The following is a 15,161-nucleotide window of genomic DNA, read 5'->3' on the forward strand; positions in this document are numbered from 1 at the left end:
GGTGGGAGCAAGCGGGGGAATGGTCACGCCCGGCGGGCTCACTGGCGTCCAATGCTGGTGTAGTGCCATCCGGCGCCGCGCACCTCGGCCGGGTTGTAGACGTTGCGCAGATCAACCAGCACGCGGTTCTTCACCAGTTGGCCAACGCGTTCGAGGTCGATACCCCGGAAGGCGTCCCACTCGGTCACCAGAACCACGGCATCCGCCCCCGTCACGGCGTCATACGCATTCTTCGCCATGGCCAGATCGGGCATCAGGGGCGCCGCGATTTCCATGCCTTCAGGATCGTAGGCGGCCACGTCGGCCCCGGCATCGCGCAGCGCCTGCACGATCGCGAGCGAGGGCGCATCGCGCATATCGTCGGTGTTCGGCTTGAAGGTCAGGCCGAGAAGCGCGATCTTGCGTCCGCGCACCTCGCCAACCCCGGCATCGGCCAGCGCCTCGATCACCTTGCGGCCCATCGCGCGCTTGCGGATGTCATTCACGCGCACCACCGCCTCTACAATGCGTACCGGGCTGGCATAGTCCTCGGCGGTCTTGAGCAGCGCCAGCGTGTCCTTGGGGAAACAGCTGCCCCCATAGCCCGGCCCGGCATGGAGGAACTTCGAGCCGATCCGGTTATCGAGCCCGATACCGCGCGCCACATCCTGCACGTCGGCACCCACTTTCTCGCACAAGTCCGCCATCTCGTTGATGAACGTGATCTTGGTCGCCAGAAAGGCGTTGGCGGCGTACTTGATGAGCTCCGAACTGCGCCGCCCGGTGAACAGCAGCGGCGCCTTGTTGAGGAACAGGGGGCGATAGACTTCGGTCATCACGCCGCGCTCCCACTCGCCCTCTGCGCCGATGACAATGCGGTCAGGCCGCTTGAAATCGGAAATCGCAGCGCCTTCGCGCAGGAACTCCGGGTTGGAGACAACCGCAAACTGCACACCGGTGCCGCTGTCCCGGATGATCCGCTCGACTTCATCGCCGGTGCCGACCGGAACGGTCGACTTCGTCACGATCACCGCCGGTTTGGTAAGATGGTCCGCGATTTCCTGCGCCACCGCATAGACGTAGGACAAGTCGGCATGGCCATCGCCGCGCCGCGAAGGCGTGCCGACCGCGATGAAGATCGCCTGCGCGCCGTCGATCGAGGCTGCCAGATCGGTCGAGAAAGAAAGCCTGCCGCCGCGCACGTTGGCGGCCACCAGCTCCGCGAGGCCCGGCTCATAGATCGGCATGATCCCGGCATCGAGCCGCTCGATCTTGCTCGCGTCCTTGTCGATGCACACCACATCATGGCCGAAATCGGCAAAGCAGGCACCGGAGACGAGCCCGACATAGCCCGAACCCACCATTGCGATCTTCATGCGCGTATCCTCGAAACTGGGCCCTGCGCGTTAGCAATCCGGGCCATGCCCATGCAAACGGTATTCCCGCCAAGCCACTGCACCGCTAACGCTGCGCCGCAATGACAGGTCATTCCCTTCCCGAAACGTGGCGCCTCGCACTGGAACCGGTGCTTGCCAGCAGCCCCCTGCGCACGCTCGGCGGTTTCCTCAAGGCCGAGGAGGCTGCAGGCAGGCAGATCTTCCCACCTGCCGGTATGCGCCTCGCTGCTCTTGCCCTCACGCCGCTGCCCGATGTCCGGGTCGTCATCCTCGGCCAGGATCCCTATCACGGCCCCGGGCAGGCGCATGGGTTGGCGTTCTCGGTGCAGCGCGGCGTGCCGGTGCCGCCCAGCTTGCGCAACATCTTCAAGGAACAGGAAGCCGATCTCGGCCTCACCCGCCCCGCGCACGGCCATCTCGAAAGCTGGGCGCGGCAAGGCGTGCTGCTGCTCAACACCGTGCTCACGGTCGAGGCCGGGCAAGCGGGATCGCATCAGGGCAAGGGGTGGGAACTGCTCACTGATACCGCAATCCGCGCCGTGGCAGAGCGGCGGCAGCCATGTGTCTATCTGCTATGGGGCAGTCCCGCGCGGGCCAAGGCTCGGCTGATCCGTGCGGCGAGTGGCGGCCCGCACCTGATCCTCGAAGCCCCGCACCCCAGCCCGCTATCCGCCCACCGCGGTTTCCTCGGCTGCCGCCACTTCAGCCGCGCGAATGCATTTCTGGAAGAGCAGGGCAGCGCGGCAATCGACTGGCGGCTGCCAGCCTAAAGCCAGCCGATCCGCCGGAAGCGCCAGAGCAAGCCGCCGCAGATCGTCAGGATGACTGCCCAGACCGCAGGGTAGCCCCAGCGCCAATGCAGTTCGGGCAGGTAATCGAAGTTCATCCCGTAAATGCCCGCAACCGCCGTCGGCACGGCAAGGATCGCGGCCCAGGCGGCGAGCTGGCGAGTGATCACGCCCTGCCGGTGCTGTTCGAGCAGGCCCGCCGTCTCCACCGTTGCCGCCAGCGTTTCCTTCAGGCTCTGCATCCGCGCCATCGCCCGGCGAACGTGATCGAGCACATCGCGAAACCAGATCCGCGCCGAGGGATCGATCACCGGCAGATCGGCCACGACCAGCCGCTCGACCATCTCCTCCATCGGACCGATGATCCGCTCGAACCGACGCAGCTCCCGGCGCAGACGGAAGATCCGGCGGATGGTGCCGGGATCAGGGAACCGGTCGATCGCCGCTTCCTCGATGGCCAGCGCCACTTCCTCGAACTGGTCGGCGATGGGGAGGTAACCATCCACGATGAAATCGAGCACGGCGTGGAGCACATAGTCCGGCCCTTCGGACAAGTGCTCGCTATCCGCCTCCAGCGCGCGGCGCAGATCGGCATGGGCCCGCGCCGAACCCACGCGCACCGTCACGATGAACCGGTCGCCCAGGAAAACCGCCGTCTGGCCATAGGTAATCGCGTCTTCGGCAGCTCCCATCATCGCAGTACGCGCCACCACGAACAGCTGCTGCCCATAGAGATCGACCTTGGGCAGCTGGCGCGGATTGAGCGCATCTTCCACCGCCAGCGGATGCAGCGCGAACTGGCGCGCCACCCGGTCCATTTCCTCCGGCGTGGGATCGCACAGGCCCACCCAGTCAAAGCCGCCGCGCGCCAGGGCGTCCTGCGCTGCTGGCACGCCGGTGACGGCCAACTCGCCCGGATGGGCTCTCCCTTCGGTATAGCGGCGTGCGGCAATGATCGGCATGCGGCTGCTTGTGTATCCCCGCCGGGCAAAGCGCAATCGTCCGCGCTTGATCGGCCGCTGAAACAGGCTGGCAATCAGACCGCGCGCTGTTATCATGCATGTCAATAACTGGGGAGATCACCATGGGTTTCGAAGGCACGCGCCGCAGCGGGCAGCCGGATATCGACGTCGCGATCATCGGAGCGGGGCTTTCGGGAATCGGCATGGCCGCCCACATGCAGAAGCTCTGCCCTGATCGCAGCTATGCCCTGTTCGAACGGCGCGAGAACCTGGGCGGCACATGGGACTTGTTCCGCTATCCGGGCGTCCGTTCGGATAGCGACATGCACACGCTGGGCTTCATTTTCGAACCGTGGCGGCATGAAAAGTCCATCGCTGATGGCCCCGCGATCCTCGAATATCTCCACCGCATCGTCGATGAACGCGGCATCCGCCAGCACATCCGCTTCGAAACCAAGGTCGTCTCCGCCAACTGGGAAAGCGCCAACGCGCAGTGGGTGATCACCACCGAAGCCGCAGACGGCCAGCGCAGCCGCACCACCGCGCGGTTCCTCTACCTGGGCTCGGGCTACTACGATTACGACACCCCCTATGACCCCGCGATCCCCGGGCGCGAGGACTTTGCCGGCACCATCCTTCACCCGCAGTTCTGGCCCGAAGACTTTGATTGCACCGGCAAGCGCGTTGTCGTGATCGGCTCGGGCGCGACCGCTGTCACCATCGTGCCCGCGATGGCGAAGACGGCCGCGCACGTCACCATGTTACAGCGCACGCCGACCTGGTACGCTATCCGCCCGGCGCGCGATGCCATTGCCAACACGCTGCGCAAGTTCCTGCCGGAGAAACTCGCCTACAGGATCACGCGCTTCAAGAACGTGTTCATGCAGAACATGGTGTTCAAGCGCGCGCGGAATGAGCCGCAGAAGGTCAAGGACTTCCTGACGAAGAAGCTGCAGGAAGCGCTTGGTCCGAAGTACGACCCCGCCACCTTCACCCCGCCCTACAACCCGTGGGAACAGCGCCTGTGCCTCGTGCCCGATGGCGATCTGTTCCACGCAATGAACGCGGGCAAGGCCGAGATCGTGACCGACCACATCGAGCGGATCGACGCGGCCGGTATCCAGCTCAAGTCCGGCAAGCGGCTCGACTGCGACGTGATCGTGACGGCCACCGGCCTTGCACTCGCCATGGCGGGCAAGATTGCGCTCGGCATGGACGGCCAGCCGGTGCGAATGAACGAGCGCTGGTACTACAAGGGCTGCATGTATTCGAACCTGCCCAACCTCGCGCAGGTGTTCGGCTATCTCAACGCCTCATGGACGCTGCGCGCGGACATCGACGCCGACTACGTCTGCCGCCTGCTCAACCACATGAAGAAAGTGGGCGCAGACAGCGCGACGCCGGTGCTGACCGACGAGAGCAGCCTGACGCCGGATACCCCGCTCGACCTCTCTTCAGGCTACATCCAGCGCGGTCTGGCGATCCAGCCGAAAAACGCGAAGGAAATGCCCTGGCGGCTCAATCAGGACTATCTGTTCGACCGCAAGTACCTGAAGGAAAACCCGCTCGACGACGGGATCATGCGCTTCGGCAAGGCGATGGCGGCGCAGGCGGTGGTCGCTGGTGAGGTGGTCGAACCGGCGGAGTGAGGGTGGGCCGAAAGGCCGTTTTTAGGCCCGGAGGCCAACCGCTGTTACTGGTCCCGCGCCAGGCTCCCCTCAAAGCCCGCGCAGGAAAGCATCGAGTGCGTTAGCAACACCATCCGGATCACGGTCCGGCTGGAAGTCGGCCCCGCCGACGATGGACTGGACAGCATCGGGGCGCATGGTCCCGGCGCGTTCGAACAGCGGCCACAGCACATCATCCTTCGAGCACATGATGTGCAGCGGCACATCGACCGAGCGATACGCGCCTTCGACATCCTGATTCCAGACCGCGCTGAAAGCCATCGGCATCGTCTCGCGCGCGATGAGGTGATCGACCATTTCGCGGCAATGCAGATCGACCGTGGCCGCCGCGCCGATCATTTCAAGATAGCTCCACGCCGTGGCCAGAAACGCGCCGCTCGCCTCTGCGGCGAAGGGGCGCACGAAGACCTTGCGGTATTCCGCCTTCTCCACCTCGTTCACCAACACCGGTCCGATCAGGGTCAGCGAACCCAGCCGCCCCGGAAAGGCGCGCGGCATCTCGACCGCAGCACAGCCGCCGGTGTGATGGCCGCAGGCGTGGAACCGGGCAATGCCAAGGCTGTCGATGGCTTCCATCAACCGGTCCGCGACGTAGCGCATGTCCGGAATGGCGGCGGGCTGATACGATTGGCCGAAGCCCGGAGAATCAAACGCCAGCAGGTGATAGCGATCTTCCAGCCGCGCCATCACCTGTTCGAACATCACACCGGACGAGGCAGTCTGATGGAACAGGCAAATCGTGGGCTTCGCTGGATCACCTGCTTCGCGGACATGGATCTGCCCATCACGGCAATCGGCATAGCGGCGGCGTATCGGCATCGTGGCAGGCTCCGGACAGACTATGGACGCAAGCCTATCTGCAGTGCGGCGGCGGGCCAAGCGGACGTTGCACCGCATTTTCGGGGGTTCGCCCCGAGCCCGGACGAAAGGTCTCTTCCCCGCTTCCCCTCAAAGCCCCATTGCACCCCATCAGGTTTGCGCTATCGCTGCGCCCATGACTGACGCATCCCGCATCTGGACCGCCGCGCTGATTGTCGTGGGCGATGAAATCCTCTCTGGCCGAACGCACGACAAGAACATCGCGCAAGTCGCGGCATGGCTTGGGGTGCAGGGCATCCGGCTGCGCGAAGTGCGCGTGGTGCCGGATGACATGGCGGCGATCATCGAGGCGGTGAACGCGCTCCGCGCGCGAAACGATTACCTGTTCACCACGGGCGGCATCGGGCCGACGCATGATGACATCACGGTGGACGCGGTGGCCGAGGCGCTGGGCGTGCCGGTGGCAATCCACCCCGAAGCCGAAGCGATGCTGACGCGCTATTACGAACCGCGCGGCGGGATCAATCCGGCGCGGCTGCGCATGGCGCGAGTGCCGGAGGGTGCCAGCCTCATCCCCAACCGACTTTCGGGCGCGCCGGGGATCCAGGCGGGCAATGTGTTCCTGATGGCGGGCGTGCCGGGGATCACCGCGCAGATGCTCGACGGGCTGACCGGCACGCTGGAAGGCGGCTTGCCGCTGCTTTCCGCGACCGTGGGCTGCTGGGTGGCCGAAAGCGAGGTAGCGGACCTGCTGCGCGAGACCGAGAAGACGCACGATGGGTGCCAGATCGGCAGTTATCCCTTCTTCCGCGAAGGGCGCGTGGGCGCAAACTTTGTCATTCGCTCGACCGATCAGGCGGTGCTCGATGCTGTCGCGCAGGTGCTGGTGGACGGGCTGACCGCGCTGGGCCGCGAGGCAGTGCCGGGGGGCATCTGATCCCGCGGACGGCTGCCGCCGCTGCCGCGCTGCTGGCGCTGGCGGCTTGCGCGCCGACGCTACCCCGTTTCGAGCGCACGCTGGCCGCGCATGACAGCGCCACGGCAGCCTTGCAGCAATGGTGCACCGCGCGCGGGATTGCCGCGCCAGCCGAGATCGTGGCGGAAAGCGACCGCAGCGAGCGGGAGGAAGCCTCCCCCGCGATCCGTGCGGCGCTTGGCATAGGTGCGGAGGAGCCGCTGGCCTATCGCCATGTCCGGCTGCGCTGCGGCGGCACGATCCTGTCAGACGCAAAGAACTGGTATGTGCCTGCGCGTCTGACCCCGGCGATGAACACCGCGCTGGAGACGACCCGCACGCCCTTCGGCACGGTGGTGCGGCCGCTGGGCTTTACCCGCGAACGGCTGGAGAGCCGCCGGGGCCGCGCGGCGGAATGTCCGGCAGGCACGGTGCTCTCCCACAAGGCAGTGCTGCGCCTGGCCGACGGGCGGGGGATCAGCTTTGTTGCAGAGTGCTACACACGCGCCAATCTGGCGAGGAAGGCAGGCTGATGCGCGTTCTTCTGACCGGTTCTTCCGGCTGGCTGGGCCGGTTTCTGGCACCAGCACTGCGGACGGCTGGCCATACGGTGACAGGGCTCGATCTTGCGCCGGGGCCGGAAACACATGTGGTGGGTAACGTGTCGGATCGGCGGGTTGTCGACCGGGCCATGGGGCTGGGGATCGACGCGGTGATCCACACGGCCGCGCTGCACAAGCCCGACATCGCGCGCTATCCAGTGCAGGCGTTTGTCGATGTGAACGTGACCGGCACGCTCAACCTGCTCGAAGCAGCGCGGAAGGCGGGGCATGACCGCTTCGTGATGACCTCCACCACATCGCTGATGATCAGCGAAGCGATCAGGCGCGAGGACACGCCCGAAGTGATATGGCTGGACGAGCGGACAGGACCACTGGCACCGCGCAATATCTATGGCGTCACCAAGCTGGCGGCAGAGGGGCTGTGCAGACTCCACGCGGCTGAGCATGGGCTGCCTTGCGTGGTGCTGCGCACTTCGCGCTTCTTTCCGGAGGACGATGATACGCATCGCAGGCCTTCAGGGGAGAACCTCAAGGCGATCGAACTGCTGCACCGGCGGCTGACCGTGGAGGATGCTGCGGCGGCGCATGTGCGGGCGCTTGAGAAGGCACCTGAGCTCGGCTTCGGGCTCTATATCGCGAGTGCACCGACGCCGTTTGCGCGCGAGGATGCAGCGCGGCTGAAACGCGATGCGGCAGCACTGATCCGCGAGCGGTTTCCGGACGCCGAAGCGCAGTTTGCGGCGCGCGGGTGGGAACTGCCGAAGAGCCTGGGCCGGGTCTATGACGCGGGTCTGGCCGAGCGGGAGCTGGGCTGGCGGGCAAGGACAGACTTCGCAGCGGTGCTCGCGGCGCTTCGGGACGGCGCGCAGTTACCGTTCGCGCATGATCCGGCCTATACGTCGCCGCTGATCAAGGGGCGCTGAAACGAAAAAGGGCCGGGAAGGTTTCCCCTCCCGGCCCTCTATCCGTTTGGCAATGCGCCGTGCGATCAGCCGCCGTGGACTTCCGCCACGTCAACCTTCAGGCCGGGGCCCATCGACGAAGACAGGCCGACCTTGCGCAAGTACTTGCCCTTGGCGCCAGCAGGCTTCGCCTTGACGATGGCATCGACGAAGGCATCAAAGTTGGCGCGCAGCTGCTCGTTCGAGAAGCTCATCTTGCCGATGCCGCCGTGGATGATGCCCGCCTTTTCGACGCGGAACTCGATCTGGCCGGCCTTCGCCGCCTTGACCGCATCCGCCACGTTCGGCGTGACCGTGCCGAGCTTCGGGTTCGGCATCAGGCCCTTGGGACCCAGCACCTTGCCGAGGCGGCCGACAATGCCCATCATGTCCGGCGTGGCGATCACGCGGCCATAGTCGAGGTTGCCGTTCTGCATGTCTTCCAGCAGGTCTTCGGCGCCAACCTTGTCAGCGCCGGCCGCCAGAGCGGCTTCGGCCTTGTCACCGCGCGCGAACACGGCAACCTTGACGTCCTTGCCGGTGCCTGCGGGCAGGGTCACCATGCCGCGGACCATCTGATCAGCGTGGCGCGGATCGACACCGAGGTTCAGCGCGACTTCGAGCGACTCGTCGAACTTGGTGCGCTTGAGGTCCTTGAGAAGCTGGATGGCTTCATCGATCTTGTAGAGCTTCTGGTTGTCACCCAGCTTTTCGGCGAGGGCCTTCTGGTTCTTGGTCGTCTTCATCGGATCAACCCTCCACCTGCAGGCCCATGGCGCGAGCCGAGCCTTCGATGATCTTGATAGCGGCGTCGAGGTCGTTGGCGTTGAGATCGACCATCTTGGTCTGCGCCACTTCGGCGAGCTGATCACGGGTGATCTTGCCGGCCGAGATCTTGCCCGGCTCCTTCGAACCCGACTTGATGCCCAGCACCTTCTTGATGAGGAAGGTGGCCGGCGGCGTCTTGGTCACGAAAGTGAACGACTTGTCCGAATAGACCGTGATGATCGTGGGCAGCGGGGTGCCCTTCTCGACCTCTTGAGTCGCGGCGTTGAATTCCTTGCAGAAACCCATAATGTTGACACCGCGCTGACCGAGCGCAGGCCCGATCGGCGGTGAGGGCTTCGCTTCACCAGCTGCAACCTGCAGCTTGATGTAACCATCAATTTTCTTGGCCACGAGGGGCCTCCTTTCGTCCTGTTGGAGCCTGATGGCCCCGCAGAGTGAGCGGTCAGACGGATGCCGTTCAATTGAACCGGGCATCCTCCCGCACGGAATCAGGCGGGGGCGAGCCCCTGCCGGAAGTGCGCGCCATTAGCGGGGATGCGGCGGCTTGGCAATGGGCAAGGGACAGCTGGGCAACGCCGCATCAGATAAAAAGGAAGTCGCCAAGGCCGAATGTATTGGGACTTCCGCCGAAGCCCAGATCGGCGATCATCTCGACAGGGGAGTTAACTGGATTGGCACTGTAGTACAAAATGTTCTGGAAGTTTTCACCGCGCGCAATCAGAAAAATCGGCCCGTTCACGAATGCGTCGGTCGCAAGAAAAGCTGATGCTTGAGCAGCGGTGAGGCTGGCAGTTGTCAGGATAAGGTCGGCATTACTGAAATCCGTCGAGCTGCCATTTTCGACAACCACCGTGTCGAAGCTGGCCCCGGTGAACCCAAATTGCGACGCGCTGAAAACCAGATGGTCGGTGCCGCGCACAAAATCGGTGACCGTATCGCCGCCTTCCAGCTTGTCGTTCCACACGAAGCTGTCCGCGCCGCCGCCGCCGGTCAGCGTATCCGCGCCAAATCCGCCGGTGATCGTGTCGTCAGCTGATCCGCCGATCAGGATGTTGTCGCCGTCGGTGCCGATCATCGTGGTTTTGACCACATTTTCGGTGAAATCGGCGTTCTCGAAATCGGCGCCATTGAAGGCGAATGGGTCGGGCGTGAATTCCGTTATACTGCCTGCCGCCAGATCAACCGTGATCGATACCAGAGTGGATAAAGGTGCATACTTAAATACGATCGTATCGGTGCCGCTGCCGCCATCCATGCCAGAAGTCTGGTAGACGTTGTAATCGATCTGATCATCACCGCCCCCTCCGCTCAAGATATCGAGGCCGACGCTGCCGTGGATCACATCATTCTGGCTGGTGCCGATGATTGTGTCAGTGCCGCCAGTGCCGTTGATTACCACACGATCCTCGCTGGCGGACCAACCAATGAAATTGAGGTGCGAGAGATCGAGCGAGGTTGTGTCGGCGTTTACCACCAGCGTCTCCACCGTACCGAAAAAGGTTCCGTTGGGGATCACCTGGACCAGCGCCGCTGCCTGTGATCCTGACACGGTGGCGGTCACGTCTGCGCGGATCGCAGTGCCTGCTGCGTCCGTTGCGCGAAGGATAAGCGATTCGATGCCGCTGATCGTCGCGGCGGTGAAGTCGGTATCGCCCAGCACTTCGATCGTGTCGAAGTCGCTACCGCCGTCGATGATGTCGCCCGCCACTTCGGCAGTGGAGTGAATGAAGAAACGGTCATTGCCGCTTCCGCCTTTGATCAGCGCGTTTGCGTTGTACCCGCCCCCCGGCGCAAAGCTCACCCTGTCCGCACCTGCGCTGCCGGTGAAGCTGGCGATGGACGAGGACAACGTGACGCTGGTGGAACCACCAGTGGCGACGACATTGATCGCATCGGCGGCATCGGGGGCATACAGCGTCAGGTTCGAAAGATCGGTGGTGGAACCGGCGGAAAGGCGGACGGTGAACACGTCGTCCACCCCGTTGGCCCCGGCATTGCCCATGGATAACATAGCAGCCGCATTTTCGCCGCTGATGCTGACATTTACGGCATTGGTACCAAAGTTGAGCAACTGTTCGACATGGCTTATCGTGCTGCCCAGCAAGTCCAACGAACGGTCGATGGCGATTCCGTCGTTGCCATCGCCGCCATCGAACGTATCTCCGGCGACGAACACCCTTCCGCGCAGGTCCAGAACATCGCTCCCGGCACCGCCGATGATCGTATCGGCCCCGCCACCATCGTAAATGTACAGGCCGTTCGTGCCGCTCAGGTCGGAACCGGTGATCGAACTGCTTCCGGCAGAGGCAAAGATAATGAGTTGGCCTGCGATAGGTACGGCAAAATTGGCGTCGGTCAGTGTCAGCGCATTGCCGCCCGCAGCCAGCACGATCTGCTCTATCCCGGTCACGTTCACCAGCGCATCCGCCGCAAGATTGCCTGACGTGGTAAGCGTTATCTGGTCAGTCCCGCCGCCGCCCGCGATCACCGCGCCCCCGGCGAAGGTCTGATCCGACGCAAAGCGCACCGTATCGTCATCCGCGCTGCCGGTGAAGCTGGCGATGGACGAGGACAGCGTGACGCTGGTGCTGCCGCCAGTGGCAACGACCTTGATCGCATCGCCAGCACTGGCCTGCACCAGCGTCAAATTCGAAAGATCGGTGGTGGAGCCGGCGGAAAGCTGGACAGTAAAGATGTCGTCCACCGCGTTGGACGAAGAGCTGCCAAATGTGTCGAACCCGGCGGCATTCTCTCCGCTGATCGTGACACTTGTGCTGCCGGAGCCAAACGTCAGCAACTGTTCGACGTTGCTGATCGTGCTGCCCAGAAAATCCATCGACCGATCGATGAAGATGACGTCTACATTGCCGCCACCGCCATTGAAGGTATCTCCAGTCACGAAAACGTTGCCGTTTTGAAAAACCAGGCGATCGCGGCCCGCCCCGCCCATGATCGTATCGGCTGCGCCACCATCAACAAAATAGATGCCATGCGTGCCGGTTAAATCGGTACCGTCGATCACGCTGCTCCCAGCGGCACCGACGAAGTCGATCTCGCCGAAATAGGTGCCGACGGCATAGTTGGCGTCGGTCAGCTTCAGCGAATTGCCGCCTGCAGCCAGGCTGATCCGGTCGATCCCGGTCACACCCGCCAGCGCATCGACAGCAAGCGCCCCGGTGTCTGATAGCACGAGCATATCAAAGCCCGTGCCGCCGGTAACCGTATCATCCGCTGTCAAATCAAGCCGGGCAAAGCGAAACACATCATCCCCCGCGCCGCCGAACAGGCTGTCGAAATCCTTCCCAGCTGTCACGTCGATTTTGTTGACGCCAGTCAGCTGCCCGGCATCGACCAGATTGGGGCCGCCCCCGCCGATCACCTTGATGACCCCGCCTGCCACGCCGGCAAAGTTCGCATCGATCAGGGCCAGCGTGTTGCCGCCCACCGCAAACCGGATGGTTTCGACCCCCGTGACATGGGCGAGCGCGGTGCCCCCGAGCCCGCCGGTTGTGGTGAGCAGCAGCGTATCGATCCCGCCCCCGCCCTGCACGGTGTCGCCGTCCAATTGCGCCTTGGTGAAGCGGAACACATCGTTGCCCGCGCCGCCGCGCAGCACATCCAGCCCCCCGCCAGCCGTCACATCAATGGCGTTTGCGCCAGTCAGCCCCGAGGCATTGACCGTGTTCGGGTTCGCGCCCGCGCCGCCGATCACGGTGATTTTCGCGCCCGCCACGCCCGTGAAGTTCGCATTCTCCAAGGTGATGGCATTGCCGTCTGCTGCCAGCAGCACACGCTCGACCCCGGTCATCGAGCGCAGCGCGTTTGACGGCAGTCCGCCCGCCGTGGTCAGCAGCACCGTATCGCTGCCCGCGCCGCCCGCGATGACATCGCCCCTCAGGTTCAGGAAGGCAAAGCGGAACACATCCGCCCCCGCGCCGCCGCGCAAGGTGTCGAACCCTGCGCCCGCGGTTACGTCAATGCGGTTCACCCCGGTGAGGCCTGCTGCATTGACCGTGTTGTCGCTCGCTCCGCCGCTGACCACGATCTTTGCGCCCACCACACCCGCAAAGTTCGCATTCGTCAGGGTGATCGGATTGCCGCCTGCCGCAAGCGCAATGGTTTCGACACCGCTCACGCGGGTGATCCCGCCAGTGCCCAGCGCGCCGCCGGTCGTCAGCACCAGCAGATCGCTGCCAAGACCGCCGGACACGGTATCGCCAGCCATGTTGGCAGCGGCAAAGCGGAACACATCCGCCCCCGCGCCGCCGCGGAGCACGTCTGCGCCCAAGCCTGCCGTCACGTCGATTGCATTCGCGCCGGTCAGGCCGGATGCATCCACAATGTCTGCGCCCGCGCTGCCCCTCACCGCAATCTTTGCGCCCAGCACGCCCGCAAAGTTGGCATTCGTCAGGGTGATCGGATTGCCGCCTGCCGCAAGCGCAATGGTTTCAACACCGCTCACGCGGGTGATCCCGCCAGTGCCCAGCTTTCCGCCGGTGGTGAGTACCAGCAGATCGCTGCCAAGGCCGCCGACCACGATATCGCCAGCCATATTGGCAGCGGTGAAGCGGAACACGTCTGCCCCCGCGCCGCCGCGCAGCATATCGGCGTCTGCACCTGCGGTGATATCAACGCGGTTCGCACCGGTGAGTGCAGAAGCGTCTACGCTGTCCGCGCCCGCGCCGCCGGTCACCACAATCTTTGCGCCCGCAACGCCCACAAAGTTCGCGTTCGTCAGGCTGATGATATTGCCTGCCGCGGCCAGCCGGACCGTTTCGATCCCGGACGCAAGGCCGATACCGCCGGTACCCAGCTTTCCTCCGGTGGTCAGCAGCAGCAGATCGCTGCCGCCCCCACCGACCACGGTGTCGCCGCCGAGATTCGCAGCAGCAAAGCGGAACACATCGGCTCCTGCACCGCCGCGCAGCACATCCAGCCCGCCGCCCGACGACACATCAATCCGGTTGGCACCTGTGAGGCTGGAAGCATCGATCCGATCATTGCCGGAACCGCCAGACACGGCGATCTTGCGGCCAGTGCCGCCGGTGAAATTGACATCCAACAGCTTGATCGCGTTGGCACCATTGGCAAGCGCGATCTGCTCCACGCCCTTGACCCCGGCGAGCGCCGTGCCCGCGAGGAGGCCTGCGCTGGTCAATTGCAGACGGTCCCTGCCGACGCCACCGGTTATTCTATCGCTTGCGTTGATATCCGCCGCAGCAAATCGAAACAGATCGTCGGCCGCAGTTCCAACAAAGGTATTGGCGGTGCGCGCCGCGCCCGTGAAAGTTGCCATATATGCCGCCGCCTCACTGCAAAGGTAGTGAAACGGCGATATAACCGATTCTACCTATGTCAGCGTGACGGTGCGCACACCGCGGGTCAACTTCATTCTCGGCGCAATTGGGCGCGCCGAGCTTACTTGACGAGTTCGACTTCTTCGAAGCTGAGTTCGACCGGCGTGGCACGGCCGAAGATCGAGACGGCGACCTTGACGCGCTGCTTTTCGAAATCGAGTTCTTCGACCGTGCCGTTGAACGAAGCGAACGGGCCAGCATTGACCTTGACCGAATCGCCGATCTCGTAATCGACCAGCACCTGCTTGCGCGGTTCGGCAGCGGCGGCTTCGCGCGCGCCGAAATAGCGAGCGGCTTCCTTGTCGGAAATCGGCTGCGGCTTGTTGTTGTTGCCGAGGAAGCCGGTCACCTTGGGGGTGTTCTTGACGAGGTGGTAGATGTCGTCGTTCATCGCCAGCTTGGCGAGCACGTAGCCCGGCATGAACTTGCGCTCGACCTGAACCTTCTTGCCGCGCTTCACTTCGGTCACGGTTTCGGTGGGCACTTCCACTGCTTCGACGAGCTGCGAGAGGCCGATGCGTTCGGCTTCGGAAAGGATCGCTTCCTTCACCTTGTTCTCGAAGCCGGAATAGGCGTGAATGATGTACCAGCGGGCCATGGGGCAGTCCTTACGTGAAACGTGAGTGCGAGTGATCAGGCGCCAGCGAGCGAGAGCAGCGAGCGCACGATCAAATTGAAGATCGAATCGATGCCGAGGAAGAACACCGCGAGAATCAGCATCATGATGCCGACGAAAATCGCGGTGGAAGTCGTCTCGGCGCGGGTCGGCCAGATCACCTTGCGCGCTTCGGCGCGGACCTGGTTGATGAATTCACCGGGGCTCAGCTTTGCCATCAAACGTTCCTGCCAATCGTCGACACTCGCAGCCCCGTCCATCGAGGGCTTCCACGGCTTCCGGCTAGGCTTCATCGCCGCCCCGGACA

13 protein-coding genes are annotated in these 15,161 nt (G+C 64.0%); 5 read left to right on the forward strand and 8 right to left on the reverse strand.

Going from position 1 to position 15,161, the window contains the following annotated elements; all coding sequences use genetic code 11:
* Positions 1–38 precede the first annotated feature (38 nt).
* Positions 39–1,355 carry a UDP-glucose/GDP-mannose dehydrogenase family protein gene (locus CFE35_RS02985; protein WP_292927825.1) on the reverse strand — a complete coding sequence of 439 codons (1,317 nt, stop codon included), beginning with the start codon at positions 1,353–1,355 and terminating at the stop codon, positions 39–41.
* A gap of 101 nt (positions 1,356–1,456) precedes the next feature.
* On the opposite strand from CFE35_RS02985, the gene ung reads away from it, so the two are divergent.
* A complete protein-coding gene (ung, locus tag CFE35_RS02990; protein WP_292927827.1) occupies positions 1,457–2,146 on the forward strand; it encodes a uracil-DNA glycosylase in 690 nt (229 codons plus the stop codon).
* Here ung and CFE35_RS02995 read toward each other — a convergent pair.
* A complete protein-coding gene (locus CFE35_RS02995) occupies positions 2,143–3,126 on the reverse strand; it encodes a magnesium and cobalt transport protein CorA (RefSeq protein WP_292927829.1) in 984 nt (327 codons plus the stop codon). The genes ung and CFE35_RS02995 overlap by 4 nt on opposite strands.
* Before the next feature lie 122 nt (positions 3,127–3,248).
* On the opposite strand from CFE35_RS02995, the gene CFE35_RS03000 reads away from it, so the two are divergent.
* Positions 3,249–4,775 carry an NAD(P)/FAD-dependent oxidoreductase gene (locus CFE35_RS03000; RefSeq protein ID WP_292927831.1) on the forward strand — a complete coding sequence of 509 codons (1,527 nt, stop codon included), beginning with the start codon at positions 3,249–3,251 and terminating at the stop codon, positions 4,773–4,775.
* Positions 4,776–4,844: 69 nt separating this feature from the next.
* On the opposite strand, the gene CFE35_RS03005 is transcribed toward CFE35_RS03000, so the two are convergent.
* Entirely contained in the window at positions 4,845–5,633 is a 789-nt protein-coding gene (locus CFE35_RS03005; RefSeq protein WP_292927833.1) for an alpha/beta hydrolase, read from the reverse strand.
* Positions 5,634–5,808: 175 nt separating this feature from the next.
* On the opposite strand from CFE35_RS03005, the gene CFE35_RS03010 reads away from it, so the two are divergent.
* The 3 genes from CFE35_RS03010 to CFE35_RS03020 all read left to right on the forward strand — a co-directional run bounded on the left by CFE35_RS03010 (position 5,809) and on the right by CFE35_RS03020 (position 8,074).
* A complete protein-coding gene (locus tag CFE35_RS03010) occupies positions 5,809–6,570 on the forward strand; it encodes a molybdopterin-binding protein (protein WP_292927835.1) in 762 nt (253 codons plus the stop codon).
* 110 nt (positions 6,571–6,680) lie between these two features.
* On the forward strand, positions 6,681–7,121 hold the full coding sequence (locus CFE35_RS03015; RefSeq protein ID WP_292927836.1) for a hypothetical protein: 441 nt from the start codon (positions 6,681–6,683) through the stop codon (positions 7,119–7,121).
* The gene (locus tag CFE35_RS03020; protein WP_292927838.1) at positions 7,121–8,074 is read left to right on the forward strand and encodes an NAD(P)-dependent oxidoreductase; all 954 of its coding nucleotides are present in this window, start codon (positions 7,121–7,123) and stop codon (positions 8,072–8,074) included. The genes CFE35_RS03015 and CFE35_RS03020 overlap by 1 nt, the downstream gene beginning before the upstream one ends.
* A 65-nt stretch (positions 8,075–8,139) precedes the next feature.
* Here the strand turns inward: CFE35_RS03020 and rplA are convergent, their stop codons facing one another.
* The 5 genes from rplA to secE all read right to left on the reverse strand — a co-directional run bounded on the left by rplA (position 8,140) and on the right by secE (position 15,072).
* Entirely contained in the window at positions 8,140–8,838 is a 699-nt protein-coding gene (gene rplA / locus CFE35_RS03025) for a 50S ribosomal protein L1 (RefSeq protein WP_292927840.1), read from the reverse strand.
* A gap of 4 nt (positions 8,839–8,842) precedes the next feature.
* A complete protein-coding gene (gene rplK, locus CFE35_RS03030) occupies positions 8,843–9,271 on the reverse strand; it encodes a 50S ribosomal protein L11 (RefSeq protein ID WP_292927842.1) in 429 nt (142 codons plus the stop codon).
* Between the two features lie 190 nt (positions 9,272–9,461).
* Positions 9,462–14,177, reverse strand: coding sequence for a calcium-binding protein (locus tag CFE35_RS03035; protein WP_292927844.1), 4,716 nt, complete (start codon positions 14,175–14,177; stop codon positions 9,462–9,464).
* Positions 14,178–14,299: 122 nt separating this feature from the next.
* Positions 14,300–14,836, reverse strand: coding sequence for a transcription termination/antitermination protein NusG (nusG, locus tag CFE35_RS03040; RefSeq protein ID WP_067906232.1), 537 nt, complete (start codon positions 14,834–14,836; stop codon positions 14,300–14,302).
* 35 nt (positions 14,837–14,871) lie between these two features.
* Positions 14,872–15,072: a preprotein translocase subunit SecE gene (secE, locus tag CFE35_RS03045; protein WP_292928833.1), complete on the reverse strand. Its 201-nt coding sequence runs from the start codon at positions 15,070–15,072 to the stop codon at positions 14,872–14,874.
* Positions 15,073–15,161: the final 89 nt, after the last annotated feature.

It is taken from the genome of Novosphingobium sp. PASSN1 (assembly GCF_002278815.1).

What these genes read in the sequence shown, in the direction of transcription:
- CFE35_RS03035 (WP_292927844.1), bottom strand. Translation starts at nt 14,177, where the DNA reads ATGGCAACTTTCACGGGCGCGGCGCGCACCGCCAATACCTTTGTTGGA.
- rplA (WP_292927840.1), bottom strand. Translation starts at nt 8,838, where the DNA reads ATGAAGACGACCAAGAACCAGAAGGCCCTCGCCGAAAAGCTGGGTGAC.
- CFE35_RS02995 (WP_292927829.1), bottom strand. Translation starts at nt 3,126, where the DNA reads ATGCCGATCATTGCCGCACGCCGCTATACCGAAGGGAGAGCCCATCCG.
- nusG (WP_067906232.1), bottom strand. Translation starts at nt 14,836, where the DNA reads ATGGCCCGCTGGTACATCATTCACGCCTATTCCGGCTTCGAGAACAAG.
- ung (WP_292927827.1), top strand. Translation starts at nt 1,457, where the DNA reads ATGACAGGTCATTCCCTTCCCGAAACGTGGCGCCTCGCACTGGAACCG.
- CFE35_RS03020 (WP_292927838.1), top strand. Translation starts at nt 7,121, where the DNA reads ATGCGCGTTCTTCTGACCGGTTCTTCCGGCTGGCTGGGCCGGTTTCTG.
- CFE35_RS03000 (WP_292927831.1), top strand. Translation starts at nt 3,249, where the DNA reads ATGGGTTTCGAAGGCACGCGCCGCAGCGGGCAGCCGGATATCGACGTC.
- CFE35_RS03005 (WP_292927833.1), bottom strand. Translation starts at nt 5,633, where the DNA reads ATGCCGATACGCCGCCGCTATGCCGATTGCCGTGATGGGCAGATCCAT.
- secE (WP_292928833.1), bottom strand. Translation starts at nt 15,072, where the DNA reads ATGGCAAAGCTGAGCCCCGGTGAATTCATCAACCAGGTCCGCGCCGAA.
- CFE35_RS03010 (WP_292927835.1), top strand. Translation starts at nt 5,809, where the DNA reads ATGACTGACGCATCCCGCATCTGGACCGCCGCGCTGATTGTCGTGGGC.
- CFE35_RS02985 (WP_292927825.1), bottom strand. Translation starts at nt 1,355, where the DNA reads ATGAAGATCGCAATGGTGGGTTCGGGCTATGTCGGGCTCGTCTCCGGT.